Here is a 26,388-nt window from a genome sequence, read left to right as displayed (position 1 = left end):
GACGGTCGGCGCCCCTACCCGTCCCGGCGCCGGACGATCTGCCTCAGCATCCCGTGCAGCGTCTGGACATCGGCCCGCGTCAGCGGCATCCGACTCCAGAGGTTGCGCAGGTTCAGCTTCATCCCCTCGGCCTTCTGGGCCGGGAAGAAGAACCCTGCCTCCTCCAGCCGCTCCTCGTAATGGTCGCCGAGCCGCTCGACCTCGATCGCCGGCGCCAGTTCGGTCCCGGCGAGCGCCAACACTTCCGGCGCCGTCGCGTCTCCCTGCCGCCGCCACTCATAGGCGCAGAGCAGCACCGCCTGGCCGAGATTGAGCGAGGCGAACTCCGGGTTCACCGGCACCGAGATGATCGCGTTTGCGCGCGAGACGTCCTCGTTCTCGAGCCCGGCGCGCTCGGGGCCGAAGAGCAAGGCCACCTTCTGCCCCGCCGCCGACAGCGCGCGGGCGTGTTCCATCGCCCGTTCGGGCGTCATCACCGGCTTCGTCAGGTCGCGGTTCCGCGCCGTGGTGGCGAAGACATAGGCGCAGTCCCCGATCGCCTCGGGCAGGGTCTCGAACACCCCGGCATGGTCGAGGACCCGCCCCGCCGCACCCGAGGCCATCGCCACGGCGCGCGGGTTGGGCCAGCCGTCGCGCGGATCGACGAGCCGCATGTGCGAGAGCCCGAAGTTCAGCATCGCCCGCGCCGCGGCGCCGATGTTCTCGCCCATCTGGGGGCGCACGAGGATGAAGGCGGGCTGAAGCTCTGACATGGCATATCCGTGGGTTTCGCGGCCTGATACGATGGACCGACCCATATCGCAAGGAGGCGGCGATGGCCTTTGACGAAGGCTTGGCACAGCTCATGCGCGACGATCTGGCCGGCGAGCGGGTGACCGAGCGGAAGATGTTCGGCGGGCTCGCCTTCCTGCTGGACGGCCACATGGTCTGCGGCGTCCACAAGGACGGCGCGATGTTCCGGGTCGGCAAGGCGAACGAAGCCGCGGCCCTCTCGGTGCCGGGTGCGGCGCCGATGGCCTTCACGGGCCGCAAGATGGGCGGCATGATCGACCTCGCGGACGAGGCGGTGGCCGACGACGCCCGCCGCGGCCGGCTGATGACGCTGGCGCTTTCTTTCGTGAAATCGCTGCCACCCAAAGCGCCGCGGTAGCCAAGCCGGGATTTCTGCGCTAAGGCCCATCCGACCAGAGACACCGGAGCCGGACATGGCCAGCGAAGACCGCCCGCAGATCTACCTCATCACGCCTCCCGACTTCGTGCTCGAGACCTTCCCCGACCAGCTCGCGCGGGTGCTCGATGCGACCGAGATCGCCTGTCTGCGCCTTGCGCTGGCGGGCTCGGACGCCGACCGGATCGGCCGCGCCGCCGACGCCGCCCGGCTCGTCGCGCACGAGCGCGACGTGGCGGTCGTGATCGACAACCACCTGCAGATCGCCGAACGTCACGGGCTCGACGGCGTTCACCTCACCGATGGCGCCCGTCTGGTGCGCGAGGCGCGCAAGGCGCTCGGGGCGGATGCGATCGTCGGCGCCTTCTGCGGCGCCTCGCGGCATGACGGCATGTCGGCGGGCGAGGCCGGCGCCGACTACGTCGCCTTCGGCCCGGTGGGCGAGACGGCGCTCGGAACCGGCGCGCGGGCCGAGCCCGACCTCTTCGACTGGTGGACCGAGATGATCGAGGTGCCGGTCGTCGCCGAAGGCGGGCTGACGCCGGAGCTCGTCGCGGCCCTTGCCCCGGTCACCGATTTCCTCGGCATCGGCGCCGAGATCTGGTCCGACGCCGACCCGGTGGCGGCGCTCAGGCGGCTCCTCGCCCCGATCGCCTGACGTCGGCGCCTCAGGTGCCGTAGTCGGTGCCGAGCGCGGATTTGATCCGCGCCCGGACCTCCTCCTCGCAGTGCCGCGCGAGATCCTTGCGCGAGGCGAAGGCATCGACGCGCACCGGCGGATGGAACACCACCTCGACCGAGCCCTGCCGGGGCTGCGCCAGCGTCTTCAGGAGATGCGGCGCGAAGGCCATGTCGCCCCACCAGCCGTAAAAGCGCGGGCTCTGGCCCTCGGGCGCCCGGTAGAGGACGCTTACCGGCTGGATCCGCATCTCGTGCTCGAGCCCGTGATCGTGGAACGCCGCGAAGAGCGTCGACTTGAAGGGCAGCACCCGGCGGCCGTCGGTCGAGGTGCCCTCGGGGAAGAACAGAAGCCGGTGGCCGGCGCGGATCCGGTCGGCGAAGAGTTCCTGCTGGACCTTCGCGGCGCGCGGATCGCGGGCGATGAAGGCGGTCCCCGTCGCCCGCGCGAGCCAGCCGATCCCCGGCCAGCCCGCCACCTCCGACTTGGAGACGAAATAGACGCACTGGCAGGCATTCAGCGTGAAAATATCGAGCCAGGATGCATGGTTGGCGACGATCGCGCCGTGGTCCTGCATCGGCGTGCCCTCGACCCGGAACCTGAGCCCGATGATCCCGAGCGCCGCGCGGCAGACGATGCGCGTGACATGCGGCGAAACCGGACGGTCCTGCCCGGCGAAGGGCCGCTCTACCAGCCGGATCGCGAGGAGGAGCGCGAGCCCGCCGTAGGTCACCGCGCCGAGCACCCCGCCGCGCAGGGTCGCGATCGCGATCCCGACCGGGCCGACGCGCATCCGGTCGCCCGGCGCCTCGGCGCGCCACGTGGTCACGCCCGCGCCTCGTGCTTGCGGGTGTAGAACCCCTTGTGGCGGTCGCTCATCGCGGCGGTGTCCATCAGGAGGCAGACATCGGTCGTGTTGAAATCGCGGTCGATGAACGCGCCCTCGCCGACGAAGCCACCGAGCCGGAGATAGGCCTTGATCAGCGCCGGCATCTCGACCATCGCCGCGCGCCGTTCGAGTGCGTCGCGCGCGACGAGATCCATGCGCTGGAAGTGCTCCGGCAGGGCGCGGACGCGCAATGCCTCGGGCGCGAGATGGTGGTGATGGAGCCACGACAGCGGCATCCGCAACGCCTCGACATCGGTGCCGTGGAAGCTCGCGACCCCGAACAGAACCTCGACCCCGTGCTCGAGCACATAATCGGCGAGCGCGTTCCACAGGAGGAACATCGCCGTGCCGCCGCGATACCCGGCATCGACGCAAGACCGGCCCAGCTCCAGCAACCGCCGGCCCGAGGAGCGGAGCGGCGCGAGGTCGTACTCGCTGTCGCAGTAGAAGCGGCCGAACGCCTCCGCCTGGTCGCCGCGCAGGAGCCGGTAGACCCCCACGACATGATCTAGCGCCGCGGCATCGCGGCGGCGGTCGACGAGGATCAGGTGATCGTTGACCGGGTCGAAGGCATCGCGCTCAAACCTTCGCTCGTGGTCGACGAGCGGCCCGTCGCCGCCAAGCTCCTCGACGAAGACACGGTAGCGCAGACGCTGCGCGGCCAGAAAGTCGGTCTCTCCGGCGGCAAGGCGGACCTGGAAGTGCGTGGTGTCGGGGATCATCACAGGCGCCCGGATATTGCGTCCCAAAGAATGCCGGAGGTTTTAGGCGGCGCCCCGGCCATTTGCAACAGAGGGCCGTCGCGACCTCGCGTTGACACCCCCATAGGTTGTGCTACCGTACTCCTGACAGCCGGAAGTTATGCATCGGGGTCCATGACCAGTACAAGTTCCACCCGCGTCCCGTCGATCACGACCTTGCCGGCGTGTTCGAAGTTCACCGTAATCTTCAGGCCGATGCGCGACTGCACCTGGCCGAGCCCCCAGTCCTCATGGACCGGATGGCGCACCAGCATTCCCGGCTCCAGCACTTCGTTCACGACCCGCCCTCCAGCCCAAGGAGTCCCCGATGGCATTTGACAATCCCGACCTGACGGCCCTTCTCGGATCGCGCATCTGCCACGATCTTATCAGCCCTTTGGGGGCGATCGGCAACGGGGTCGAGCTTCTGATGATGTCGGGCGACACGACCGGCCCCGAGATCGCGCTGATCTCCGAAAGCGTGTCTAACGCCACCGCGCGCATACGCTTCTTCCGCATCGCCTACGGGATGGCACCGCCCGGCCAGACCGTGTCACGGGGCGAGGTTCGCTCGATCCTCGACGACATGACCCGCGGCGGCCGGCTCAACATCGACTGGCGCATCCCCGGCGATCCGCCGCGGCCCGAGACCAAGCTCGCCTTCCTCGCGCTGCAGTGCCTCGAAACCGCCCTGCCCTTCGGTGGGCGCATCACGGTCACGGCCGACGACTGCGGCTGGCGGATCGAGGCGCAGGCCGAGAAGATGAAGATCGACGACGCGCTCTGGGTGCGGCTCGACGGCGCGGCGCCGGAGGCCGCGCAGATCGCCCCCGCCCATGTCCAGTTCGCGCTCCTGCCGGAGGAGGCCACCCGACTCGGCCGGCGCCTGCGCGTGGCCCGCGCCGAGGGCCGGATCGCGATCGGCTACTGACGCGCTTCTCCGGCGCACACGACACATGTCATCGCCGCCGGGTCGATGTCGAGCCGGCCCTCGCCGATGAAATCGCCGCAGCGGGCGCACCAGCCGAACTCGCCCTCGCCGATCCGCCTGAGTGCTGCCTCGAGCGCCAGCCGCCGCTGCCCGCGCCGCGCCTCCAGCGCCGCCGCCATCGCCTGCCCCTGCAACGCGTCCATCCGGCTCAACCGTCCGACGCTCTGCTGGTCGAGCGTGACCGGCGCGCGGTCGCCGCTCGTCGCCTCGCTTGCAGCATCGAGTTCGGCCAGCTCGGCCTCGATCCGCGGCCGGTAGCGGGCGGCCAGTTCGGCGTCGATCGGCTCCGCCGTCACGGCCGCACGGCGCCGTCGCCGGTGACGAGATACTTGAACGAGGTAAGCTGCTCGGCGCCGACCGGGCCGCGGGCATGCATCTTTCCAGTGGCGATGCCGATCTCCGCGCCCATGCCGAACTCGCCGCCATCGGCGAACTGGGTCGAGGCATTGCGCATCAGGATCGCGCTGTCGAGCCGGGTGAAGAACCGCTCGGCCGCCGCGTCACTCTCGGTGACGATCGCCTCGGTATGGGAGGAGCCGTAGCGGCGGATATGGGCGATCGCCGCGTCGATATCGTCGACGACCCGGGCAGCGATAATCATGTCGAGGAACTCGCGGCCGAAATCCTCCTCCGCCGCCGGCTTGCTGCCCCGCAGCCCCTCGGCCCGGACCTCGACCCCCGCCGCCATCAGCGCATCGACGATCCCCTGCCCGAGCGTCGCGGCGACATCGCGATGGACGAGCAGGCATTCCGCCGCGCCGCAGATCCCGGTGCGCCGGGTCTTGGCGTTCAGCACCACCCGTCGCGCCTTCTCCGGGTCGGCGTCCTTGTCGACATAGATGTGGCAGATGCCCTCGAGATGCGCGAAGACCGGCACCCGCGCCTCCTTCTGCACGAGGCCGACGAGCCCCTTGCCGCCCCGCGGCACGATCACGTCGATGAACTCGACCGCCCTGAGCATCTCCGCCACCGCCGCGCGGTCACGGGTCGGCACGAGCTGGATCGCCGCCTCCGGCAGACCTGCCGCCTTCAGCCCCGCCACGAGGCAGGCATGGATCGCGCGGGAGGAATGGAAACTCTCCGACCCGCCGCGCAGGATCACCGCGTTGCCGGACTTGAGGCAGAGCGCGCCGGCATCGGCGGTCACGTTCGGCCGGCTCTCGTAGATCACGCCGACGACGCCGAGCGGCGTCCGCACCCGCCGGATATGGAGCCCCGATAGCATGTCCCACTCGGCGATGACCGCGCCGACCGGGTCCGCCTGCGCCGCGACCGAGCGCAGCCCGGCGACGATGCCGCCGATCCGCGCCTCGTCGAGCATCAGCCGGTCCATCATCGCCGGGCTGAGACCCTTGTCACGGCCGAAGGCCAGATCCTCGGCATTGGCCGCGATGATCGCTTCGCGCCCCGACCAGACCGCGTCCGCCGCCGCCTCGAGTGCGGCGCGCTTCGCCTCCGGCGCCGCGAAGGCAAGCTCCGCCGCCGCCGCCCGCGCGGCCCGGCCCATCCCGGCCATCAGCTCGGCGATATCGGAAGAATCCTTCATCGTCATCTTGTCCCAAATATACCCGCCGGAGGCAGCGCGCGCCCGCGCGCTCCCCTCAGAACGCCATGTCGTCGCGATGCACCACCGGTCCGCGCCCGGCATAGCCGAGAATGGCCTCGATGTCACCCGAGCGCCGCCCGGCGATCGCCCGCGCCTCTTCGGCCGAGTAGCGCACGAGCCCCTTGGCGAGCGCCTCGCCCTCGGGTCCGAGGATCGCCACCGGATCGCCGCGCCCGAAGGCGCCCGCGACCGCCGTCACCCCGGCGGGCAGAAGCGACTTGCCGGCCCCGAGGGCCGCGACCGCGCCGGCATCGAGCCGGATCTCGCCCCTGGGCTTCATTGCCGCGATCCAGCGCTTGCGCGCGACCTGCGGGTCGCCCTGTCCGAGGAACCAGGTCTTCGCCGCCCCCGCCGCCAGCGTCGAGAGCGGCCGCATCACCGAACCTTCCATGATCGCCATCGCGCAGCCGCCGGCGACCGCGGTCTTGGCCGCCATCAGCTTGGTCTTCATCCCGCCCTTCGACAGGCCCGAGACCGGATCGCCCGCCATCGCCTCGATCTCGGGCGTGATCCGCTCGACGAGGTCGAAGCGCCGCGCGGTCGGATCCTCCTTCGGGTTGGCCGAGTAGAACCCGTCGACGTCCGACAGGAGCACGAGCTGGTCGGCCCCGATCGTCACCGCGATCTGCGCCGCGAGCCTGTCGTTGTCGCCGAAGCGGATCTCGTCGGTCGCGACCGTGTCGTTCTCGTTCACGATCGGCACCACGCCGAGGCCGAGCAGCATCTCCATCGTCGCGCGGGAATTGAGATAGCGGCGGCGGTTCTCGGTATCCTCGAGTGTCACCAGCACCTGCCCGGCCGTCAGCCCGTGCGGCGCCAGCACCTCCTCGTAGGCCCGCGCGAGGCGGATCTGGCCGACCGCGGCGGCGGCCTGGCTCTGGTCGAGCGTGAGGGCGCCCGCGGGCAGGCCGAGGACGCCGCGGCCGAGCGCGATCGAGCCGGAGGAGACGAGGATAACGTCGGCGCCGCGCGCCTTGATCATGGCCACGTCCTCGGCGAGCCCGGCGAGCCAGTCGCGCTTCAGCCCGCCGGCGCGGTCGACGAGAAGCGCCGAGCCGATCTTGACGACGAGCCGGCGCGCGGCGCCGATGTCGGGGGTCAGGGCTGCCATGTCCCCTCCTCGGGGCCGTCCCCGGCCCGATCCGCCGAAATCACCCGGTGAAGCGCGCGCAGCACTTCCGGAACGCCCGCGCCGGAGACGCCCGAGATCGCGTGGACCGGGCCGCCGGAGGCCTTTTCCAGGCTGCGCCTGCGGTTGGCGAGCGTCTTGGCATCAAGCGCGTCGATCTTGTTCAGCGCGGTGATCCGCGGCTTCTCGGCCAGCGTCTCGGAATAGGCCTCGAGCTCGGTGATGATCGTGCGGTAGTCCTTGGCGATCGTCGAGGAGGTGCCGTCGACGAGATGGAGGAGCACCGAGCAGCGCTCGACATGGCCGAGGAACTGGTCGCCGAGGCCACGGCCCTCCGAGGCACCCTCGATCAGGCCGGGAATGTCGGCCATGACGAATTCCTTGCCGTCGATGCCGACGACGCCGAGGTTCGGCACGAGCGTGGTGAAGGGGTAATCCGCGATCTTCGGCCGCGCGTTCGAGACCGCGGCGAGGAAGGTCGACTTGCCGGCATTCGGGAGCCCCAGAAGCCCGGCATCGGCGATGAGCTTGAGGCGCAGCCAGATCGTGCGCTCCACACCGTCCTGGCCGGGATTGGCGCGGGACGGCGAGCGGTTCGTCGAGGACTTGAAGCGCAGGTTGCCCCAGCCGCCGTTGCCGCCTTGCGCCAGGAGTACCCGCTGTCCGACCTCGGTGAGGTCGGCGATCAGCGTCTCCTCGTCCTCGTCGATGATCTCAGTGCCGACCGGCACCTTCAGCACGATGTCGTCGCCCGACTTGCCGGTGCGTTGCGAGCCCATGCCGGGCTGGCCGGACTTGGCGAAGAAATGCTGCTGGTAGCGGAAGTCGATGAGCGTGTTCAGCCCCTCGACCGCCTCGGCCCAGACCGAGCCGCCGTTGCCGCCGTCACCGCCGTCGGGGCCGCCGAACTCGATGAACTTCTCGCGCCGGAACGAGACGCAGCCCGCACCGCCGCCGCCGGAGCGGATGTAGACTTTGGCGAGGTCGAGGAACTTCATGGCAGCGCTTTCCTTGGGGTCGAGTGGCGATAGCCCGTGGCGGCGGTTTTCGCAAGGGCGGCGGGGCGTCGGCGAAGGGTCGGCACATGGTATGGCAGGGGCGTGCGGCGGGTTAAGGGGTCGGCCTCGGGCTAAAGGAGCGGGGGGCCAGCCCCCCGCACCCCCCGGGGTATTTCGGCAATGAAAAAGATGAGGTGGGGCGACGCCGGATCCGGACCGGTGCCGGTCCCGCGGGAAGCCGNGGCGGGGGGGGCCAGCCCCCCGCACCCCCCGGGGTATTTCGGCAATGAAAAAGATGAGGTGGGGCGACGCCGGATCCGGACCGGTGCCGGTCCCGCGGGAAGCCGCGGCTCTCGGGGACGCCGCGCCACGTCCCGGTCGGGCGCGACGGGTTACGGCGCCGGCCGCTCGGTGCCGGGAGGAGCGGCGGCGCACCAGTCCGCGCGGGTCAGCTCCATCCGGCGGATCGCGACCTCGCGGCCGAGGGGGCGGGCGAAGGCGGGACCGGTGCCCCGATAGGCAAAGCCCAGCCGTTGCAGCACCCGGGCGGAGCGGTCGTTGCCCTCGAAATGGCCGGATGCCAGCGGGCCCGCATCGGGATCGGTAAAATGGGCCGCGACGACCGCGCCCGCCGCTTCCCGCATCAGGCCCTGGCCCCAGAACCGGCGCGCGAGCCAGTAGCCGAGATCGGGCTTCGTGCCGATCAGCCCCGCGAGGGCGCCGTCGCGGTCGATCGCCCAATGGCCGGTGGTGGTGGCGCCCGAAAGAAAGCTCAGTGCGTCGTCGAGCCCGTAGGGCCAGGGTGGCGCGGAGAGCCAGCGCGTGACCTCCCAGTCCGCGAGCGCCGCGGCGATCGCGGGCGCGTCGTCCGGGGTCGGAGGGCGCAGGGTGAGCCGCGCCGTATGGATCACGGCGCGGACAGGCATCTGTGTCAGTCCATCTTGCGCAGGTAGGTCCAGGTCGGGACCGTGGCGCCGCGCGCGACCGAGAAGGCCTCGGCATCGCCAAGATATTCGAAGCCGCAATTCGTCAGCACCCGGGCCGAGCCGGGGTTGTCCTGGAAGACCTCGGCGAAGAGCGTGCGCGAGCGGTGCGGGTTCGCCTCGACGATGGCGCGGACCGCCTCGGAGGCGTAGCCGGTGTTCCAGAAGGCGGGCGCCACCCAGTAGGTGATCTCGCTCTGCTCGCGCTCCATATGGGTCAGGCTGACGAGGCCCAGCACCTCGGCATGGCCGCGCTCGGAACCGTCCAGCACCCATACATCGGCGCCGCGCCCCTCTGACAGGGCGCGGGTGATGAACGCCTCGGTCGCGCCAGGCGGCAGCGGATGCGGGATCGCGCGGGTGCCTTCGGCGATCCGCCGGTCGGCCATGTACATCGCGATCAGACCGGCATCCGAGCGCCGGAGCGCGCGGAGCACAAAACGTTCGGCCGCCAGGGCGGGTTGCACAACGATGGGTTCCTGGATCATGCCTTCCTTCCTCCCGAGAAACACAAAGGCCGGAACGTGGCCCCCTACCGGCCCCGAACCCTGCATCACTCTCACATCGACGCCTTTCCCGGCTTTCCGGTGGCGGCGCCTTGTTTTCCGATACATCCGAAATGGGGCGGGAGCATGGCCGGATCAATCCCTGACCGCGCCCGCCGCCGACGAACATGCAGCAATCGCGCGAACGGGACCGCAGGGCCGCACGGTCCCGCCGAAACGAAAAGGACCGGCCTTTCGGCCGGTCCCCCTTACGATCGAACGGTAAGGCTTCGGCTTACTCGGCTGCCTCCGCCGCCGGGAGGACCGAAATGAAGGTGCGCCCCTTGAGGCCCTTCCGGAACGTCACGCGGCCTTCGGCGGTCGCGAAGATCGTGTGGTCGCGGCCCATGCCGACGCCCTCGCCCGGCCACCAGGTGGTGCCGCGCTGGCGCACGATGATCGCGCCCGGCTGGGCGGCCTGGCCGCCATAGAGCTTCACGCCGAGACGCCGACCAGCGGAGTCGCGGCCGTTGCGGGAGGAACCGCCTGCCTTCTTGTGTGCCATGGTGCGTTACTCCTTCGCTTTGGCCGCGGCCTTCTTGGCCGGGGCTTTCTTCGCCGGGGCGGCTTTCGCCTCGGCCTTCTTGGCCGGAGCTTTCTTCGCCGGGGCGGCTTTCTTCTCGGCCTTGGCCTCGCCGGCCGGCGCGGTGTCATGCGCGGCGACGCGGGCGGCGGCGGTGCCGATCGCTTCCTTCACGCCCGACTTTTCCGCGCCCGAGGCGAGGATGTCGGTGACGCGGACGAGCGTCAGCTTCTGGCGGTGGCCGCGGGTGCGCTGCGAGGAGTGCTTGCGGCGGCGCTTCCAGAAGGTGATGACCTTGTCGGCCTTGATGTCGTCGATGACTTCGGCCTGCACGGCCGCGCCCTTGACGAGCGGCTCGCCGAGCACCGGCTTGTCGCCGCCGACCATCAGGATCTCGTTGAACTGGACTTTTTCACCAGCGGCGGCGGCGATGAGTTCCACGCGGAGCACGTCGCCCGCCTGAACCTTGTACTGCTTGCCACCGGTCTTGAGGACCGCGAACATGGGTCTTTCCTTTTCTCTGCCGCGCCCTGTGGCCCCGGTCTCGACCGGTGTTTCGGGTGTCCCCGCCTCGGACAGCGCGCCCCCGTTTCGGGGACGATCGTTTCAAACTTAAGAATCCCGGTCGGGGCATGGCCTCGCCGGGATGCGGGCTTATCGGGCAGGAGCGCCGCAAAGTCAAGTCCGGCGTGAAGTCGTTTAGGAGGTGGTTTTCCGAGCGTTCGCGGCCGGTCAATCCGCAGGCGGCGCGCCGCCCTCGGCGCTGCGGCGGGCGATGAAGGCGGCGATACGGTCGCCGCGTTCGGCCGCGCCCTCGGGCGGGCGGTAGTCGGCGAGCACCTGCTGCCAGATCTGCGTCGCGCGCTCCGTCGAGGTCCGCGCACCGGCGGCTTCCCAGGTGCCGTGGTTCGAGAGGTCGGCGACGAGGGGCGCGTAGAAGGCGCGGTCGAAGCGATCCATCGTGTGTTGCGTCGCGAAGAAATGGCCGCCGGGGGCGACATCCTGCAAGGCGTCCCAGGCGAGGTCGCCTTCGGTGGAGGCCAGGGGCGCGCAGAGTTCGGCGATGGTCTGCAGCGCCTCGATGTCGTTGATGAACTTCTCGTAGCCGAAGGTTAGCCCGCCCTCGAGCCAGCCCGCGGAATGGACGGTCAGCGTGGCATTGGCCATGAGGTTGGCCCAGAGCCCCATGTGGTTCTCGCCCGCCGCCTGCATGTCGGCGGTGTTGGAGGCGGAACCGGCGGCCGAGCGCCAGGGCAGGCCGACATGGCGGGCGAGCTGGCCGGTGCCGATCGCCATGCGGATATGGGTGGGCGTGCCGAAGGCGGGCGCCCCGGACTTCATGTCGACGTTGGAGGAAAAGCCGCCGTAACTGACCGGCGCGCCGGGACGCGCGAGCTGGGCGAGCGTGATCCCGGCGAGGCATTCGGCGTGCTGGAGGACCAGCGCCCCCTCGACCGTCACCGGGGCCATCGCGCCGGCGAGGCAGAAGGGCGTGATGATCGAGAGCTGGCCGGCGCGGGCGAAGTCGATGATGCCTTCGGCCATCGGCTTGTCGATCTGGCGCGGCGAGTTGGTGTTGATCACCGTCGTGGCCCAGGCGGCGGCGGCGAAGTCCTCCTCCGGTAGCCCCATCGCGAGGCGGATCATCTCAAAACTCTCCGCGACCTGGGCGCGGCCGCGGGCATAGACGAAGAGAGGCTTGTCGGAGAGCGTGAGCTGGCCCCTCATCATCGCGTAGTGGCGCAGGGGCGCGGGCACGTCCTGCGGCTCGGCCGAGGGGCCGAGCTTGTGGATGACGTCGAAGCTCTGGTGCAGCTTCAGCGTCTCCTCGAAGGTGGCGAGATTGCCGGGGCGGCGGCCGCGCAGCGCGTCGGTGGCGTTGGGGCAGCCGCCGGCGGGCGAGAAGATGAGGGCGCCCTCCTCGTAGGTCAGGTCGCGGCCGGGGTTCGGGGCGCGCATGCGGATGCTGCGCGGCGCCGAGGCAAGCGCGGCGGCGACGATGTCGCGGCCGAGGCGGACCATCTCGGTCCCCTCGTCGACCAGCGCCCCGCCGGCGGCGTAGAGCGCCCGTGCCTCCGGCAAAAGGACGCGCAGGCCGAGCTCTTCGAGCAGGCGCAGCGCCATCTCGTGGATGGCGGCGACGGCGTCGTCGGAGAGCACCTTCTGCGGCGCGAAGGGGTGGCGGAGATGGCGGTAGTCCGCGACCCGCGCGGGCGCCTCGGTGCGGCGCGCGGCCCGGCCCCGGCGGCGATGCTGTTCGTCCATGGCGCCTCCTTGTCGGGCCCAGCCTTTCAGCGGGACGGCGGGCGGTCTTTCCCGTTCGCGACATCGGCCCTGTCGGTCGGCGCGGGCGATTGCCCCCGCCCGGCGCTTTATTTCCGGCGCCCCCTTGCAGCTGTGGTGGCGCGATCCGCATCTAGGGCCGACGGCTCCCACCGACACATAAAGGCCCAACATGTTCGACATCTGGCTTCCGCTCCTCGGCGGTCTCGTTCTCCTCGTCCTTGGCGGCGAGTTTCTGGTGCGGGGCGCGGTGCGCGTCGCCGAGCGGCTGGGCGTCTCGCCGCTGGTGATCGGCCTCACGCTGGTGGGCTTCGGCACCTCGATGCCCGAGCTGGTGACATCGGTCCGGGCCGCGCTCGACGGATCTCCGGGCATCGCCTACGGCAACATCGTCGGCTCGAACATCGCCAACATCCTCCTGATCGGCGGCACCGCGGCGCTGCTCGCGCCGATCGCGGTCAGTTCGGCCGCGCTCCGCCGCGACGGCGGCGTCATGCTTGGCGTCGCCCTGGCCTTCGCCGCGATCGTCTGGGCCATGCCGATGTCGCGCGGCGTCGGGCTGGTCTTCGTCGCCGCACTCGCGCTCTACGTCTACCTCGCCTTCCGGATGGAGCGGGTCTCGGCGGGCGCCGATCACGGCGCCGCCTACGACAAGGCCGCGGCGCTCGAAGCCGTCGATCCCGCGGTCACCCCCTCGCCCGTCGCCGGGCCGGGAATGCCGCAGTCGCTCGCGACGGCCATTGGCGGGCTCGTCCTCGTCGTGATCGGCGGCGGCTTCCTGGTCGACGGCGCGGTGGCGCTGGCGCGGTCGATGGCGATCTCCGAAACCGTGATCGGGCTCACCATCGTCGCGGTCGGAACCTCGATGCCCGAGCTGGTGACCTCGGTCGTCGCCGCCATCCGCCGCCAGAGCGACGTCGCCTTCGGCAACATCGTCGGCTCGAACATCTACAACATCCTCGGCATCGGCGGCGTCACCGCGCTGATCGCGCCGACCGAGGTGCCCGAGCAGATCGTGCGGTTCGACAGCCCGGCGATGGTCGTGGCGTCCGCCCTGCTGATCGCCGCCGCCCTTACCGGGTTTCGCATCACGAGACGCGAGGGGGCCGCGCTGCTCGCGGGCTACGGCGGCTATGTCTGGTGGATCTGGCCGGTCTGAGCCCGCAGCCTCCCGGGGCCCCGGGTGCCTGTCACGGAGGCGGCGCGCCGTCCCCTGCCCCCGGCGCCGCAGCCGCCGCCCCGGCATTTCGGCCTTCACCCCCCGCGAGATTTCCCCTAAACCGCTAGGACCACGCAATCCGGAGCGGCCATGCGCCTGTCGATCATCGAACGCTGCGAGGCCAAGGGCCTCAGGATGACCGAGCAGCGGCGGGTCATCGCGCGCGTGCTGGAGGAATCCGACGACCACCCGGATGCCGAGGTGCTCTATGCCCGCGCCTGCGCCGTCGATCCGAAGATCTCGCTCGCGACGGTCTACCGGACGGTGAAGCTCTTCGACGAGGCGGGGATCCTCGACAAGCTCGAGTTCGGCGACGGCCGGGCGCGCTACGAGGATGCCGAGCGCGAGCATCACGACCATCTCATCGACCTCACGACCGGCGAGGTGATCGAGTTCGTCGACGCGGAGATCGAGGCGCTGCAGGACAAAATCGCCAAGCGCCTCGGCTACCGGCTGAAGGGCCACCGGCTGGAGCTGTTCGGGGTGCCGCTGAAGAAGACCTGACGCGGGGCTCGGGCTTAGATCTCGGTCGCGCCGCGCCGCCGCTCCCAGGCGAGCCTGAACTTCGCTCCGATATCGAAGACCGGCCTCGGCGGGATCAGGTTCGGCCCGCCGAGCGCGATGGCGTCAGCAAGGAGCGGGTCAGCACCGCCCTCGGCCAGATCCGCGATCAGGCGGCCGAGGATCGTGCCGCGCGACAGTCCCGAGGCGTTGTAGCAGCCGCAAAGGAAGAGACCGGGCGCGGTCTCCTCGAAGACGGGCCGTTCGTTGCGGCTGATGCAGACCGCGCCGGACCAGCTGTGCTCGATATCAGCCTCCCCGAGGAAGGGGAAGCGGCGGGCGAGCCCCTCGGCATGAACCCGGCGCCGCGCCGCGAGCATCGACGGAGTTATCCCGCCGGGCGCATATTCTGCGGTGTTGCGGATCAGGATTCGGCGCGACCGTGTCAGCCGCACCGTGGCCCCGAGCGGGCGCGGCGAGAGGATGCCCCAGCTGTCGGGGCGGCCGATCCGCTCCTCCTCCTCCGCGCTCAGGGCGCGCGTCAGGCTCGCCGTCAAAGCGAGAGGGAAGACCCGCATCCGTTTCAGCCCGAGCCTCGGCAGGAAGGCGTTGACGCCGACGATGACCTTTGCCGCGCGGACGGTGCCGAAGTCGAGTTCAAGCGCCCAGCCCGCGCCAGCGCGGGCGATCCGCCGAACGGGCGAATTCTCGAAGGCTTCGACCGCGGGCGGGAGGGCCTCGACGAGGCCACGCAGGAGCTTGCCGGGTTGCAGGAGCGCGCCGCCCCGGGTCTCGACGCCGAGGCCGTAATGACCGGTTCCGAGGCGGCGCGCAAGGGCGTCGCGCTCGATCAGGTCTGCGTCGATCCCGAGCTCTGTGAAGCTATTCCAGTGCCGGCGCAGGGTGGCGAAATTCGCCATGTTGTGCGCGGCGTAGATCGTGCCGGTGTCCTCCCAGTCGCAGTCGATGCGATGTGCCGCCACGAGGCGGTGAAGCTCGGCCACGCCGGCGCGGTCGATCCGGTTCGTCAGAGCGTAGCGTGCGCGTCCTTCCGGAGAATTGAGGTCGGCATGGACCGGGCTTTCATGGGCGACGGCGAAGCCCGAATTGCGCGCGCTGGCGCCCTGCCCGAGCCGCTTGCCGTCGATCAGCACGATCCGCTTTCCGGGTGCGATCTCGGCCAGCCTGCGCGCCGCGGCGAGGCCGGTCACGCCGCCGCCGACGATCGCGTAATCTGCCGTCACATCGCCCGCCACGGCGGGAAACGCCGCCGCCTGCCCCGCCAGCGCGATCCAGCCGCTTCTGTCCTCGAGTCCCATTGTCCTCCCCGTTTTCGCAAGTGGTAGAGCGCACTTGCCGCCCCGCCAAGGGGGCTTTTCATTCCGCGACGGGGTCCGAATTCGCTTGCGCGCGACGCCCGATTGCGCTCTGCACGGCGCGTCCGAGTGCAAGGTGGCCCGCATGAAGAACCTCCACGGCATCCTTCTCGTCCTCTTCTCTATGGCCGCCTTCTCGGTCGAGGACGCCTTCATCAAGGTGCTGACCGCGAGCCTGCCGGTCGGCCAGGTGCTCATCTGCCTCGGCTTCGGCGGTGCGGCGGTCTTCGCGGCGCTGACCGGACCCGCGGGCTGGCGGCGGATCGGGGCGGCGCTCGCGGTGCGCCAGGTGGCGCTGCGCAGCCTCGCCGAGGCGGTCGCGGCGGTCTCCTTCGTGACCGCGCTGTCGCTGGTGCCGATCTCGACGGTCGCCGCGGTCTTCCAGGCGACGCCGCTCGCGGTCACGGCAGGCGCGGCGCTGGTCTTCGGCGAGGCCGTGGGCTGGCGGCGCTGGGGCGCGGTCGGCGCGGGGTTCGCGGGCGTCCTGATGATCCTGCGCCCCGGTCTCGAGGGCTTCCGGCCCGAGGCCGGGCTCGTCCTCGTCAGCGTGGCGGCGATCGCGCTCCGCGACCTCGTCACCCGGCGGATCCCGGCCGAGGTGCCCTCGCTCGCGGTGTCGTTCCACGGCTTCTTCGCGCTCGTCGTCGCGGGCGGGCTCCTGCTCGTCCTCGGGCCGGCGCCGGCGGCGATCACCGCCACCGCGGGCGCGCAGATCGGCGCCGCGATCCTCTGCGGCACCGCGGGCTATTACGCGATCGTCGCGGCGATGCGCGACGCCGAGGCCTCGGCGCTGATGCCGTTCCGCTACGCGCGGCTGGTCTTCTCGCTCGCGATCGGCGTCGCGGTCTTCGCCGAACGGCCCGACGCGATGACGCTCGCCGGCGCGGCGCTGATCCTTTCGGCGGCCTTCTACACCTATCTCAGGGAGCGGAAGGTGGCGCGCGCCGCGGTGGCGGCGTGATCTCTCTTCCCTCACGGCGCGCGAGCGCGTAAACACCCGGCCAAAAGCCATTTCCCGCCGAAAGGACCGACGAACATGAGCACCATCATCGACATCCACGCCCGCGAGATCCTCGACAGCCGCGGCAACCCGACGGTCGAGGTCGACGTGACGCTGGAAGACGGCACGATGGGCCGCGCCGCGGTCCCGTCAGGCGCCTCCACCGGCGCCCACGAGGCGGTCGAGAAGCGCGACGGCGACAAGTCGCGCTACATGGGCAAGGGCGTCCTCGAGGCGGTCGCGGCCGTCAACGGCGAGATCGCCGAGAACCTGATCGGCGAGGACGCGACCGAGCAGGTCGCCATCGACCGGCTGATGATCGAGATCGACGGCACCGAGAACAAGGGCCGGCTCGGCGCCAACGCGATCCTCGGCGTCTCGCTCGCGGTCGCCAAGGCGGCGGCGGACTTCACCATGCAGCCCCTCTACCGCTATGTCGGCGGCACCTCGGCGCGGGTCCTGCCGGTGCCGATGATGAACATCATCAACGGCGGCGAACATGCCGACAACCCGATCGACATCCAGGAATTCATGATCATGCCGGTCGCCGCCCCCGACATCCGCGGCGCGGTGCAGATGGGCTCGGAGGTCTTCCACACGCTGAAGAAGGAACTGTCGGCGGCCGGGCTCTCCACCGGGATCGGCGACGAGGGCGGCTTCGCGCCGAACCTATCGTCAACCCGCGACGCGCTCGACTTCATCCTGAAGTCGAGCGAGAAGGCCGGCTACACGCCGGGCGAGGATATCTATCTCGCGCTCGACTGCGCCTCGACGGAATACTTCAAGAACGGCAAGTATGTGCTTTCCGGAGAAGGGAAAACCCTTTCTTCCGAAGAGAACGTCGCCTATCTCGAAGCGCTGGTGAAGGACTACCCGATCATCTCGATCGAGGATGGCTGCGCCGAGGATGACTGGGCGGGCTGGAAGCATCTCACCGACGTCCTCGGGGCGAAATGCCAGCTCGTCGGCGACGACCTTTTCGTCACCAACCCCGCCCGCCTCGCCGAAGGCATCGCGAAGGGCTGCGCCAACTCCATGCTTGTGAAGGTCAACCAGATCGGCACGCTGACCGAAACCCTGCAGGCCGTCGACATGGCCCACCGCGCCCGCTACACCAACGTGATGTCGCACCGCTCGGGCGAGACCGAGGACGCGACCATCGCCGACCTCGCGGTAGCGACCAACTGCGGCCAGATCAAGACCGGCTCGCTCGCCCGCTCCGACCGGCTCGCGAAGTACAACCAGCTCATCCGCATCGAGGAAATGCTGGGCGAGACGGCGGAATACGCCGGCGCCTCGATCCTGAGGGGCTGAGGCCGAGCGGTCCGATGCGCGCGGCCAACATGGCGCTGGCGTTCCTGCTGGAACTCATGCTGGTCGTCGCGGTCGCGCGGTTCGGCTACGGGCTCGGCGGGGCAGGGATTGCGGGCTGGGTTCTGGCCGCGCTGGCGGCATTCGCCACGATGGCGCTCTGGGGATATTTCGCCGCACCGAAATCGGGGCACCGGCTGACCGGCGCGGGGCTGCTGGCGTTCAAGGCAGTGATGTTCGCGGCGGGAAGCGTCGCCTTGGCGGCCAGTCACGGCCCGGCCTGGGCCGCGGCCTTCGCCGCGGCATCGATCTTGCATCTTGTGATCGCTCTGCGGCTCGGCGCGCTGTGAACCTCGATCATTCGATCCCGCCGCGGCGGATCACGCGTTCGGAAAGCTCCGCGTAGGCGGCGCGCCAGGCCTCTTCCAGCTCGGGCGTGAACTCGCCGCCGAGTTCGTTGCGCAGCGTCTCGATCAGCGCCTCGCCCATCGGTGCGAAATGCGCGGCCTTGACGCCGATAAGCGCATGGCCGCGACCGAGTTCGGCGAACCGCTCGCCCAGCGCCTCGGGGTGATCCAGGTTCTCGATCACGATCCCGAGAGTTGTCATGAACTTCATGCCCTGTCCCGCGAGATCGTCACGGAACATCGTCCGGAGCGAGGGGTCGAGGCGGAACAATGCCTCGTAGAAATAGACCGAGGCGGGCTCGAGCCGTTCCCTGAGCCGGTGAAAGCTCTCGCGGATCATCGCGACCTGGCGCTTGGATAGCGACATCGAACCTTCCTTTCTGTTTGTTTTCGCGTCACTTTGCCGGACCGGGCACGGGCGCGCCTTGACCCATCTCAAGTCCCACGCTCCCGCTTGCCGGAGGGTGGAGTTTCGGCGAGGATGCGCCATGACGTCCCAGACCAGTATAGCGCATCAGGGTGGAAAACCGCAGGGGGAGATCGACCACCGGTCGTTTCTCGCCGCGCTGCCCGCGGCCGAGAAGGCGGCGCTGACCGAGACGAGCGACCATGCCGGGCTCGTCCATCTGGCCTTGCATGGCGGGCTCATCCTTTTGACAGGCGCGCTCATCGCGCTTCGCGTGCCGGTCTGGCCGCTCCTCTTGCCGGTCCAGGGCGTGCTGGTGATCTTCCTCTTCACGCTCGAGCATGAATGCACCCACCGCACGCCGTTCCAGTCGACGCGCCTCAGTGATTGGGTCGGTCGCGTCTGCGGCCTCCTGATCCTGCTGCCCTTCGAGTGGTTCCGCTACTTCCACCTCGCGCATCACCGCTTCACCAACCTTCCCGGCCGCGACCCCGAGCTCGAGGGTGAGAAGCCGGCGGATATTCGCGGCTGGGTCCGGCATCTCTCGGGCCTGCCGGTCTGGTGGGCCAACGCGCGGCTTCTTTGGCGGCTGGTGCTCGGGCGCGAGCGGCCCGCCTTCCTGCCCGACGCCGCGCGCGGCCGCGCCGAGCGCGAGGCGCGGGTGATGCTCGCGCTCTACGCGGTGGCGGCGCTCACGCTTTTCTGGTCGCCGGTCCTCATCTGGGTCTGGCTGGTGCCGGTCCTCCTCGGCCAGCCGTTCCTCCGGCTCTATCTTCTCGCCGAGCACGGCGACTGCCCGACGGTCGCGAACATGTTCGAGAACACCCGAACCACCTTCACCAACCGGATCGTGCGGTTCCTCGCCTGGAACATGCCCTACCATGTCGAGCACCACGTCTTTCCGGCGGTCCCGTTCCACAAGCTGCCCGCGCTGCACCGGCTGATCCGGAACGAGCTGAAGGTCACCGCCGACGGCTACGCCGCCTTCACCCGCGACTATCTCGCGCGGCGGCACTGAACGGCTCCGGGCGGGAATGTACCCGCCACAATGTTCGCATGGCGTCGTCCCGCCCTATCCGGTAGGCAGGCGGCGTTCCCGACCCCGAGCCGCCGATGACAGACGCCCCGATCCCCGCCCCGAAGAGCGACGACAGCCTTGCCGGCTTCGGATTCGCGCTTTCGGCCTATCTGCTCTGGGGCTTCCTGCCGCTCTACATGAAGGCGCTGGCCCATGTGACGCCGGCCGAGGTCATCGCCCACCGGGTACTCTGGTCGGTGCCGGTCGCGGGGCTGATCCTCGTCGCGCTCGGCCGCACGGCGGACCTGCGTGCCGCGCTCCGCAACCCGCGCATGGTGGCGATGGCGGCGGTGACGGCGGTGCTGATCTCGCTCAACTGGGGCATCTATGTGTGGGCGATCGGCTCGGGCCAGGCGCTGGAGGCAGCACTCGGCTACTACATCAACCCGCTCATCTCGGTCCTTCTCGGCGCGGTCCTCCTGCGCGAGAGGCTGAGCCCGGCGCAATGGCTGGCGATCGGCCTCGCCGCCGTCGCTGTCGCGATACTGACCTTCGAGGCGGGGCGGCTGCCCATCGTCGCGCTGGCGCTGACGCTGACCTGGGGGGGGTACGCGTTCCTCAAGAAGAAGCTGCCGATCGGACCGAACCAGGGCTTCATGCTCGAGGTGCTGCTGCTGACGCCACCGGCACTGTTCTATGTGCTCTGGCTGGCCGCCAGGGGCGAGAGCCATTTCCTGCATGGCGTGCCCTTCGACACCCTGATGCTGCTTGGCTGCGGCGTGGTGACGGCGGTGCCGCTCATCCTTTATGCCAATGGCGCGAAGCTCCTCAAGCTCTCGACCATCGCGATCATGCAGTACATCACACCAACGATGATCCTCCTCACCGCGGTCTTCGTCTTCGGCGAACCCTTCGGCAGCGCCCGCGCACTGGCCTTCCCGATGATCTGGGCGGCGCTCTTCCTCTATACCGGCTCGATGCTCAGACAGTCGCGGAAGCGGCGGCGGCGGGCCGGCTGACCCGGCCGCCGCCGACCGCGGCCGCGACCCCGGTGGTCGTGGCGCAGGAGGTCGGCAGTCCGCGCATCACCCGCACCGCGAGGTGGGCGAAGGCCTGCGCCTCGAGCATGTCGCCATCAAGGCCCGCCGCCTCGACCGGCTCGACCGGGCACTCCACCAGGCGCGCCAGCATCGCCATCAGCGTCCTGTTGTGGCGTCCGCCGCCTGTGACCAGGATCCGCGCGACCGGGGCCGGGAAATGCCCCGCTCCGCGCGCCACGGCGGCGGCGGCGGCGGCGGTCAGCGTCGCGGCGGCATCGGCGTCGGCGAGCTGTTCGACTGCTGCGAGGAGGCCGTGGAAATCGTTCCGGTCGAGCGATTTCGGCGGCATCTTTCGGAAATAACGGTGATCGAGAAAGCGGGCGACGACATCCTCGTCGGGCCTGCCCCCGGCGGCGAGCGCACCGCCCTCGTCGAGGCCGAGGCCGCGCCGCGCCTGCATGAGGTCGTTGACCGGCGCGTTGGCGGGGCCGGTATCGAAGGCGAGACAGGCGCCGGGCGCTTCCGGCGCCGGGGCCGATGGGTCGAGCCATGTGAGGTTGCCGACCCCGCCGAGATTGAGGAAGGCGAGGGGCTGGGTGGCGCCGATCCATTTCGCGCAGGCGAAATGGAAGAAGGGGGCGAGCGGCGCGCCCTGCCCGCCCATCTCCACGTCGGTCGAGCGGAAGTCCCACACGACCGGCAGGCCGAGCGCCTCGGCCAGGACCGCGCCGTCGCCGGCCTGATGGGTGCCGCGCCCGCCCGGATCATGGGCCAGCGTCTGGCCGTGGAAACCGACGATCTCGGCCTCGCCCGCGAGGGTGGAGAGAAGCCCGGCATGGGCGGTCTCGACGACCTCGGCGACCTCGGCGACGCCGGCCTCGCCGGGCCAGCGGCCGAGCGCGGCGCGGATCACCTCGCGTTCGGCCTCCGCATAGGGGCGGTAGGCGGTGCGGCCGAAGGCGTGAATGCGCTCGCCATCGGTTTTCACCAGCGCCGCGTCCACCCCGTCGAGCGAGGTTCCCGACATGGCACCCAGAGCCCAGACCGCCTTTGCCTTCATCATGCCCTTTCCCTCGCACCCGCCCGCCGATATAGCGGTTGCGGCACGAGAATGGACGAGACCGCGATGACCTACCACCCGAAATCCGATTTCATGCGCGTGATGATGGAACGCGGCTTCCTCGCCGACTGCACCGATTATCAGGGGCTGGACGAGGCTTTGGCCAAGGGCGTGGTGCCGGCCTACATCGGCTTCGACGCGACGGCGCCCTCGCTGCACGTGGGCTCGCTGATCCAGATCATGATGTTGAGGTGGCTGCAGAAGACCGGCCACAAGCCTCTGGTCCTGATGGGCGGCGGCACGACCAAGGTCGGCGATCCGTCGTTCCGGGCCGAGGAGCGGCCGCTGCTGACGCCCGCCCAGATCGACGACAACATCGCCGGCATCAAGCGGGTCTTTTCGGCCTATGTCAGCTTTGGCGACGCGCCGACCGACGCCCTGATGCTGAACAACGCCGAGTGGCTCGATACGCTCAACTACCTCGATTTCCTGCGCGACATCGGGCGGCATTTCTCGGTCAACCGGATGCTGTCGTTCGAGAGCGTCAAATCGCGGCTCGACCGCGAGCAGTCGCTGTCGTTCCTCGAGTTCAACTACATGATCCTGCAGGCCTACGACTTCCTCGAACTGCACCGCCGCTACGGCTGTCTGCTGCAGATGGGCGGGTCGGACCAGTGGGGCAACATCGTCAACGGCATCGACCTCACCCGCCGGATCCTCGACGACGAGGTCTACGGGCTGACCTCGCCCTTGCTGACCACCTCGGACGGCAAGAAGATGGGCAAGAGCCAGTCCGGCGCGGTCTGGCTCAATGGCGAGATGCTCTCGCCCTACGAGTTCTGGCAGTTCTGGCGCAACACGACGGATGCCGATGTCGGGCGGTTCCTCAAGCTCTACACCGAGCTCGACGTCGAGGAATGCGACCGGCTCGGCGCGCTTGAAGGCGCCGAGATCAACGAGGCCAAGATCGTGCTCGCCAACGCGGTGACCGCGCTTGCCCACGGCACCGAGGCGGCGTTGGCGGCCGAGGCCACCGCGCGCGAGGTCTTCGAGCGCGGCGGCGTGGGCGAGGACCTGCCGACGCTGGCGCTCTCGGCCGGGGATGTTGCGGACGGGATCAGCCTCGCCCAGCTCTTCGTGCGCTCGGGCCTTGCGAAGTCGGGCAAGGATGCCAAGCGGCTCATCGCCGAGGGCGGCGCGCGGGTGAACGACGAGATCGCCGCCGATGCCGGTCAGATGTTCGGCGCGGGGCACTTCGATACCCCGCTGAAGCTGACCGCCGGCAAGAAGCGCCACGCGCTCGTGGTGCTGGACTGAGCCCAAGCGGACGCCGGCAGGCCGGGCGCCGGGGCGGGACGATGGAGATGGGAGCCGAGATGGCGGGACGGCCGGAGCGGATCGCAACGCTCGACATCGCGCGGACGCTGGCGCTGGTCGGCATGGCGGTCTTCCATTTCACCTTCGACCTGCAGATGTTCGGCCATCTCGCGCCCGGCACCACCGCCATGGGCAGCTGGGCGATCTTCGCGCGCCTCGTCGCGGGCAGCTTCCTCTTCCTCGCGGGCGTGAGCCTCGAACTCGCGCACGGCCAGGGCATGCGCCCGCGCGCCTTCGGGCGCCGCTTCGCGATGATCGCGGGCGCGGCCCTGCTGGTCACGGGGGCGACCTACATGGCGTTGCCCGAGCAGTTCGTCTATTTCGGCATCCTCCACTCCATCGCCGTGGCGAGCGTGATCGGGCTCGCTTTCCTGCGCCTGCCGGCGCTCGTGACGCTTGCGGCGGCGGCGGCGGTTGTCGCCATCGCGCGGATGCCGGCCCCGGAGGTCTTCGAGGCGCCGTGGCTGCACTGGCTCGGCCTCGCGACGACGACGCGGCCGTCGGTCGATTTCGTGCCGGTCTTTCCCTGGCTCGCCCCCTGCCTCGCCGGGATCGCGCTCGCGCGGCTGGCCGGGCAGGCAGGGGTCTGGGACCGGCTGCGCCGGACCGAAGCGCACCTGCCCTCCGCCTCGTTGCAGGCGCTCGCCTGGCCCGGACGCCACAGCCTTGCCATTTACCTTATCCATCAACCGGTACTCTACGGCCTCGTCTGGGCGGCAACGGTCGCGTCGCGCTGAGCTTCGACGGAGCGGGGGGGCTGTCTGCCCCCCACGCCCCCGACGGGTCGGGGGCTCCCCCCGAGAGTATTTGAAGACAGAAAGTGAGCGGCGATGCGTCACTTTCTGTCTTCAAATACTCCCGCCGGAGGCCGCCGAGGAGGAGGCCGGAAGGCCGACGACGAGAAGAAAGTCTTGCGCCGCAGGCGCGCATTCGGAACCGGCTCAGTCGCCGATCATCCATGTGCCGTCCGGGTGGAAGGCATGGAAGGCGAAGGCGAAGATGACGTCGTGGACGAGGTCGCGGCCGGTTGCCGCGTCGCTCACGCGGATGTTTCCGACCTCTCGGCCCTTGGCGATGCGCCCCGAATCGAGCGCCGAGGCCTGACCCCGGCTCCAGCCGATCCGCACCCCGGCCTCGGCGATCTCGCCCGCCCGCGCCACCCGGTCGAGCGGCCAGGCGCGGTTGCCGACGCGCACCACGCGGGACAGGGGCTCGATCCCGTGGGGCGGCATCTCGCCGTTGTAGAGGAACGGCCGCGCGAGGCTGTCGTAGCCGGCATAGGGATTGCGGCCGTAGCTGCGCGGCCAGTCGGGCTCGCCCATCACCAGCCCGTCGGGATTGCGGGCGCGGAACGCGCCCCAGCTTTCCATCCAGCCCGGAAGCTGGGTGAGCTTGCGCCCGGTCAGCTTGCCGACGATCGCCTCGCCGAGCGCCTGCTGCCACCAGCTCTCGGTCTGGCGGTCGTACATGATCAGGTCGGAATGGCGCAGCTTGCCCGAGACGCCGAAGCTCAGGGTTTGCCCGCCGAGGCGGCGGTCGAAGATAATCCCGGCGTTGCACAGCGGGCAGAAGGTCACCGCCACCGGCACGCCCGCCACCTCGTCGTTGACGATCTCGTGCCAGGTCAGGTAGCGGATCGGCCAGGCGCGCGGCTTGGCCTTCCCGAGTTCGAGGACCATCACCGGCTCGCGGTCGTCGAGGCGGCGTTCCGAACCGGCGGGGATCATCCTTGCGCCGTCGAGCGCGGGGATGCCGTCCTTCGGCGGGCCGCCGGAGAGGATCTCGGCGAAATCCACCGATGTACGGGAGAAGTCGGTGCGCGGCCATTCGGAGCGCCAGCTTTCGGGCGCGGCAAGGGCTGCGGCGGCGAGCGCTAAGGCTGCGATGAGGGCCGGGAGCAACCCGGCCGACAGGCGGATCGTGGACATGGAAACCCCCGCCCGGCAGTCTGGCGCGGGCGGGGGTATTTTGCCAGCGCCGGGGCGCCGGTCTCACCCGAAGGTGAAAAGTCGTGTCAGTCCTCGACCGTCACCTTGACCATGCGGTCGGGCTCGCTCACGGTGCCGTTCAGGTCGGGATTGCCCTTCTTGATCGCGTCGACCACTTCCATGCCGCCGATGACATGGCCGATCACGGTGTACTGGCCGTTGAGGAACTCTCCAGGCGCGAACATGATGAAGAACTGCGAGTTCGCGCTGTCGGGATCGGCCGAGCGGGCCATGCCGACGACGCCGCGCATGAAGGAATGCTCGGAGAATTCCGCCGGGATGTTCGGCAGGTCCGACGCGCCGGTTCCGGCGAGCGACAGGTCGCCGCCGGCCTTGCCGTTCTGGACGTCGCCGGTCTGGGCCATGAATCCCTCGATCACCCGGTGGAAGACCACGCCGTCATAGGCGCCACGGCGCGCCAATTCGGTGACCTGGGCGACGTGCTTCGGCGCGATGTCGGGCAGAAGGTCGATCGTGATAGCGCCGTTGGCCTCGCCCGCGACTTCGATCACGAGGTTCGGGCCCGGTCCGTCCTCGGCCGCCGAGGCGCTGCCGGTGGACTTGACATAGAGGAAGAACGCGGCGCCGACAGCCACCGCGGCGGCGGCGACCCCGCCGATGATGACGCGGGCGTCAGACATCGGCCGCAACCTTCACCGAGATCATCCGGTCGGGCGACGCGGGCGGCTCGCCGCGGGCGATCTTGTCGACATGCTCCATCCCCGAGATCACTCGGCCGTAGACGGTGTACTGGCCGTTGAGGAAATGGTTGTCCTTGAAGTTGATGAAGAACTGCGAATTGGCCGAGTTGGGGTTCTGCGACCGCGCCGCGCCGAGCGTGCCGCGATCGTGCGGCAGCTTGGAGAACTCTGCCGGCAGGTCCGGCAGGTCGGAGCCGCCGGTGCCGCAGCGACCGGGGTTGTAGTTCTGCTCCATGTTGGCGTGCTGGACGTCGCCGGTCTGGGCCATGAAGCCCTCGATCACCCGGTGGAAGGCCACGTTGTCATACTTGCCGGCGCGGGCGAGTTCCTTCATGCGCGCCGAATGCTTGGGCGCGACGTCGGGCAGAAGCTCGATCACCACGTCGCCGTTCTTCAGCGTCATGATGATGGTGTTTTCGGGGTCCTTGATCTCTGGCATGAACGCCTCCT

Annotated in this window: 30 protein-coding genes and 1 pseudogene; 12 read left to right on the top strand and 19 right to left on the bottom strand. The window is 69.8% G+C overall.

The window, feature by feature from the left end:
- Positions 1-14: 14 nt before the first annotated feature.
- Positions 15-752: an RNA methyltransferase gene (locus R5H32_RS04155; protein ID WP_318337429.1), complete on the bottom strand. Its 738-nt coding sequence runs from the start codon at positions 750-752 to the stop codon at positions 15-17.
- A gap of 62 nt (positions 753-814) precedes the next feature.
- Between R5H32_RS04155 and R5H32_RS04150 the strand changes: the two genes are divergently transcribed.
- Together R5H32_RS04150 and R5H32_RS04145 are read left to right on the top strand one after the other, a co-directional pair.
- Positions 815-1,150 carry a TfoX/Sxy family protein gene (locus R5H32_RS04150; protein ID WP_318337428.1) on the top strand — a complete coding sequence of 112 codons (336 nt, stop codon included), beginning with the start codon at positions 815-817 and terminating at the stop codon, positions 1,148-1,150.
- 55 nt (positions 1,151-1,205) lie between these two features.
- A complete protein-coding gene (locus tag R5H32_RS04145; protein ID WP_318337427.1) occupies positions 1,206-1,826 on the top strand; it encodes a thiamine phosphate synthase in 621 nt (206 codons plus the stop codon).
- A 10-nt stretch (positions 1,827-1,836) separates the two neighbouring features.
- Here the strand turns inward: R5H32_RS04145 and R5H32_RS04140 are convergent, their stop codons facing one another.
- The 3 genes from R5H32_RS04140 to R5H32_RS04130 form a co-directional block, all read right to left on the bottom strand.
- Complete coding sequence (locus R5H32_RS04140) at positions 1,837-2,676, bottom strand: lysophospholipid acyltransferase family protein (protein ID WP_318337426.1); 840 nt, start codon at positions 2,674-2,676, stop codon at positions 1,837-1,839.
- Positions 2,673-3,458, bottom strand: a complete 786-nt coding sequence (locus R5H32_RS04135; RefSeq protein ID WP_318337425.1) for a GNAT family N-acetyltransferase — start codon at positions 3,456-3,458, stop codon at positions 2,673-2,675. The genes R5H32_RS04140 and R5H32_RS04135 overlap by 4 nt, the downstream gene beginning before the upstream one ends.
- A 137-nt stretch (positions 3,459-3,595) precedes the next feature.
- Positions 3,596-3,775, bottom strand: a complete 180-nt coding sequence (locus R5H32_RS04130) for a DUF3553 domain-containing protein (RefSeq protein WP_318337424.1) — start codon at positions 3,773-3,775, stop codon at positions 3,596-3,598.
- A 29-nt stretch (positions 3,776-3,804) separates the two neighbouring features.
- On the opposite strand from R5H32_RS04130, the gene R5H32_RS04125 reads away from it, so the two are divergent.
- Complete coding sequence (locus R5H32_RS04125; protein ID WP_318337423.1) at positions 3,805-4,407, top strand: histidine phosphotransferase family protein; 603 nt, start codon at positions 3,805-3,807, stop codon at positions 4,405-4,407.
- Here the strand turns inward: R5H32_RS04125 and R5H32_RS04120 are convergent.
- The 9 genes and pseudogenes from R5H32_RS04120 to R5H32_RS04080 all read right to left on the bottom strand — a co-directional run bounded on the left by R5H32_RS04120 (position 4,401) and on the right by R5H32_RS04080 (position 12,516).
- On the bottom strand, positions 4,401-4,763 hold the full coding sequence (locus tag R5H32_RS04120; protein ID WP_318337422.1) for a TraR/DksA family transcriptional regulator: 363 nt from the start codon (positions 4,761-4,763) through the stop codon (positions 4,401-4,403). The genes R5H32_RS04125 and R5H32_RS04120 overlap by 7 nt on opposite strands.
- Complete coding sequence (locus tag R5H32_RS04115; protein WP_318337421.1) at positions 4,760-6,013, bottom strand: glutamate-5-semialdehyde dehydrogenase; 1,254 nt, start codon at positions 6,011-6,013, stop codon at positions 4,760-4,762. Before R5H32_RS04115 ends, R5H32_RS04120 begins: the two co-directional genes overlap by 4 nt.
- Before the next feature lie 55 nt (positions 6,014-6,068).
- Complete coding sequence (proB, locus tag R5H32_RS04110) at positions 6,069-7,184, bottom strand: glutamate 5-kinase (RefSeq protein ID WP_318337420.1); 1,116 nt, start codon at positions 7,182-7,184, stop codon at positions 6,069-6,071.
- Positions 7,172-8,200: a GTPase ObgE gene (gene obgE / locus R5H32_RS04105; RefSeq protein WP_318337419.1), complete on the bottom strand. Its 1,029-nt coding sequence runs from the start codon at positions 8,198-8,200 to the stop codon at positions 7,172-7,174. Before obgE ends, proB begins: the two co-directional genes overlap by 13 nt.
- A 392-nt stretch (positions 8,201-8,592) precedes the next feature.
- Entirely contained in the window at positions 8,593-9,126 is a 534-nt protein-coding gene (locus tag R5H32_RS04100) for a GNAT family N-acetyltransferase (RefSeq protein WP_318337418.1), read from the bottom strand.
- Positions 9,127-9,131: 5 nt separating this feature from the next.
- The gene (locus R5H32_RS04095) at positions 9,132-9,671 is read right to left on the bottom strand and encodes a GNAT family N-acetyltransferase (RefSeq protein ID WP_318337417.1); all 540 of its coding nucleotides are present in this window, start codon (positions 9,669-9,671) and stop codon (positions 9,132-9,134) included.
- A gap of 292 nt (positions 9,672-9,963) precedes the next feature.
- Positions 9,964-10,233, bottom strand: coding sequence for a 50S ribosomal protein L27 (gene rpmA / locus R5H32_RS04090; protein ID WP_263336308.1), 270 nt, complete (start codon positions 10,231-10,233; stop codon positions 9,964-9,966).
- 36 nt (positions 10,234-10,269) lie between these two features.
- A pseudogene (gene rplU, locus R5H32_RS04085) lies at positions 10,270-10,755 on the bottom strand (50S ribosomal protein L21); the annotation flags it as partial.
- A gap of 228 nt (positions 10,756-10,983) precedes the next feature.
- Positions 10,984-12,516 (bottom strand): trimethylamine methyltransferase family protein, encoded by a 1,533-nt coding sequence (locus R5H32_RS04080; RefSeq protein ID WP_318337416.1) that lies wholly within the window; start codon positions 12,514-12,516, stop codon positions 10,984-10,986.
- A 190-nt stretch (positions 12,517-12,706) separates the two neighbouring features.
- Here R5H32_RS04080 and R5H32_RS04075 point away from each other — a divergent pair, with 190 nt between their 5' ends.
- Positions 12,707-13,693 (top strand): calcium/sodium antiporter, encoded by a 987-nt coding sequence (locus R5H32_RS04075; protein ID WP_318337415.1) that lies wholly within the window; start codon positions 12,707-12,709, stop codon positions 13,691-13,693.
- A gap of 150 nt (positions 13,694-13,843) precedes the next feature.
- Positions 13,844-14,257, top strand: coding sequence for a Fur family transcriptional regulator (locus R5H32_RS04070; RefSeq protein WP_318337414.1), 414 nt, complete (start codon positions 13,844-13,846; stop codon positions 14,255-14,257).
- 14 nt (positions 14,258-14,271) lie between these two features.
- Here the strand turns inward: R5H32_RS04070 and R5H32_RS04065 are convergent, their stop codons facing one another.
- The gene (locus tag R5H32_RS04065) at positions 14,272-15,573 is read right to left on the bottom strand and encodes an FAD-binding oxidoreductase (RefSeq protein ID WP_318337413.1); all 1,302 of its coding nucleotides are present in this window, start codon (positions 15,571-15,573) and stop codon (positions 14,272-14,274) included.
- Between the two features lie 142 nt (positions 15,574-15,715).
- Between R5H32_RS04065 and R5H32_RS04060 the strand changes: the two genes are divergently transcribed.
- The 3 genes from R5H32_RS04060 (at position 15,716) to R5H32_RS04050 (ending at position 18,291) form a co-directional block, all read left to right on the top strand.
- A complete protein-coding gene (locus R5H32_RS04060) occupies positions 15,716-16,591 on the top strand; it encodes a DMT family transporter (protein ID WP_318337412.1) in 876 nt (291 codons plus the stop codon).
- Positions 16,592-16,666: 75 nt separating this feature from the next.
- Positions 16,667-17,944: a phosphopyruvate hydratase gene (eno, locus tag R5H32_RS04055; protein ID WP_318337411.1), complete on the top strand. Its 1,278-nt coding sequence runs from the start codon at positions 16,667-16,669 to the stop codon at positions 17,942-17,944.
- A 14-nt stretch (positions 17,945-17,958) separates the two neighbouring features.
- Entirely contained in the window at positions 17,959-18,291 is a 333-nt protein-coding gene (locus tag R5H32_RS04050; RefSeq protein ID WP_318337410.1) for a YrdB family protein, read from the top strand.
- Between the two features lie 7 nt (positions 18,292-18,298).
- Here R5H32_RS04050 and R5H32_RS04045 read toward each other — a convergent pair whose 3' ends face one another.
- Positions 18,299-18,715, bottom strand: coding sequence for a globin domain-containing protein (locus R5H32_RS04045; protein ID WP_318337409.1), 417 nt, complete (start codon positions 18,713-18,715; stop codon positions 18,299-18,301).
- A gap of 121 nt (positions 18,716-18,836) precedes the next feature.
- On the opposite strand from R5H32_RS04045, the gene R5H32_RS04040 reads away from it, so the two are divergent.
- Both R5H32_RS04040 and rarD read left to right on the top strand, forming a co-directional pair.
- A complete protein-coding gene (locus R5H32_RS04040) occupies positions 18,837-19,772 on the top strand; it encodes a fatty acid desaturase (protein ID WP_318337408.1) in 936 nt (311 codons plus the stop codon).
- A gap of 95 nt (positions 19,773-19,867) precedes the next feature.
- Positions 19,868-20,791, top strand: a complete 924-nt coding sequence (gene rarD / locus R5H32_RS04035) for an EamA family transporter RarD (RefSeq protein ID WP_318337407.1) — start codon at positions 19,868-19,870, stop codon at positions 20,789-20,791.
- Here rarD and R5H32_RS04030 read toward each other — a convergent pair.
- Positions 20,754-21,875 carry an anhydro-N-acetylmuramic acid kinase gene (locus tag R5H32_RS04030; RefSeq protein WP_318337406.1) on the bottom strand — a complete coding sequence of 374 codons (1,122 nt, stop codon included), beginning with the start codon at positions 21,873-21,875 and terminating at the stop codon, positions 20,754-20,756. The genes rarD and R5H32_RS04030 overlap by 38 nt on opposite strands.
- A 63-nt stretch (positions 21,876-21,938) precedes the next feature.
- Here R5H32_RS04030 and tyrS point away from each other — a divergent pair, with 63 nt between their 5' ends.
- Positions 21,939-23,189 carry a tyrosine--tRNA ligase gene (gene tyrS / locus R5H32_RS04025; protein ID WP_318337851.1) on the top strand — a complete coding sequence of 417 codons (1,251 nt, stop codon included), beginning with the start codon at positions 21,939-21,941 and terminating at the stop codon, positions 23,187-23,189.
- Positions 23,190-23,230: 41 nt separating this feature from the next.
- Complete coding sequence (locus tag R5H32_RS04020; RefSeq protein ID WP_318337405.1) at positions 23,231-23,986, top strand: heparan-alpha-glucosaminide N-acetyltransferase; 756 nt, start codon at positions 23,231-23,233, stop codon at positions 23,984-23,986.
- Between the two features lie 204 nt (positions 23,987-24,190).
- Here R5H32_RS04020 and R5H32_RS04015 read toward each other — a convergent pair whose 3' ends face one another.
- The 3 genes from R5H32_RS04015 to R5H32_RS04005 all read right to left on the bottom strand — a co-directional run bounded on the left by R5H32_RS04015 (position 24,191) and on the right by R5H32_RS04005 (position 26,377).
- The gene (locus R5H32_RS04015) at positions 24,191-25,177 is read right to left on the bottom strand and encodes a DUF3179 domain-containing protein (protein WP_318337404.1); all 987 of its coding nucleotides are present in this window, start codon (positions 25,175-25,177) and stop codon (positions 24,191-24,193) included.
- 86 nt (positions 25,178-25,263) lie between these two features.
- A complete protein-coding gene (locus tag R5H32_RS04010) occupies positions 25,264-25,878 on the bottom strand; it encodes a peptidylprolyl isomerase (protein WP_318337403.1) in 615 nt (204 codons plus the stop codon).
- On the bottom strand, positions 25,871-26,377 hold the full coding sequence (locus tag R5H32_RS04005; protein WP_318337402.1) for a peptidylprolyl isomerase: 507 nt from the start codon (positions 26,375-26,377) through the stop codon (positions 25,871-25,873). The genes R5H32_RS04010 and R5H32_RS04005 overlap by 8 nt, the downstream gene beginning before the upstream one ends.
- Positions 26,378-26,388 lie beyond the last annotated feature (11 nt).

This window comes from Defluviimonas sp. D31, assembly GCF_033436765.1.
In the GTDB taxonomy this organism is placed as follows: Bacteria; Pseudomonadota; Alphaproteobacteria; order Rhodobacterales; family Rhodobacteraceae; genus Albidovulum.
Note: the sequence above shows the minus strand (reverse complement) of the source record. Positions and strands in the feature narration are given on the sequence as shown.